Below are 434 nucleotides of genomic sequence, written 5' to 3'. Positions count from 1 at the left end.
GGCCAGCGCAGTAAACCCGCAAAATTAGTTGAAGTGGGTGCGGTGATTATTACGCCAAGAGGCTTCGACCGCATGGAAGTAACGGTGCTAGCCATCAGTGAACAGCGCAAAAATGCCACCGAAGCCCAGAAGTTATATGCTGAAACGGCCGCGAGTGAAAAGCAACGCGCCGAGAATGCAGCTGCGCGCAAGTTACAGCAAATGTATAATCCGCACCCTGATCACCGCCCTGATAAAAAAGAGCGGCGTGAATTAATCAAATTTAAGCACCAGTAACAGGACCCTCTATGTCTGTAAAACAAGATTCAATTGCCCGCTTTTCGTTCACCAACCATGATGTGCGTGGCGAGCTGGTACGCTTACAAAGCAGCTACCAAAGCTTACTGCAAGGGCATGATTACCCTCTTTCGGTGCAGCAGCTATTAGGGGAACTG

2 protein-coding genes are annotated in these 434 nt (G+C 49.8%); both read left to right on the top strand.

What is annotated here, in order from left to right:
• Positions 1–276 (top strand): heat-shock protein Hsp15 (locus VT06_RS17400; RefSeq protein WP_046555596.1); only part of this gene is annotated, 276 nt, incomplete at its 5' end.
• A gap of 11 nt (positions 277–287) precedes the next feature.
• Positions 288–434 (top strand): Hsp33 family molecular chaperone HslO (locus tag VT06_RS18890; RefSeq protein ID WP_046555595.1); only part of this gene is annotated, 147 nt, incomplete at its 3' end.

The organism is Arsukibacterium sp. MJ3 (assembly GCF_000987765.1).
In the GTDB taxonomy this organism is placed as follows: Bacteria; Pseudomonadota; Gammaproteobacteria; order Enterobacterales; family Alteromonadaceae; genus Alishewanella.
The sequence above is the reverse complement of the archived record's forward strand: the minus strand, read 5'-3'. Positions and strand labels throughout refer to the sequence as shown.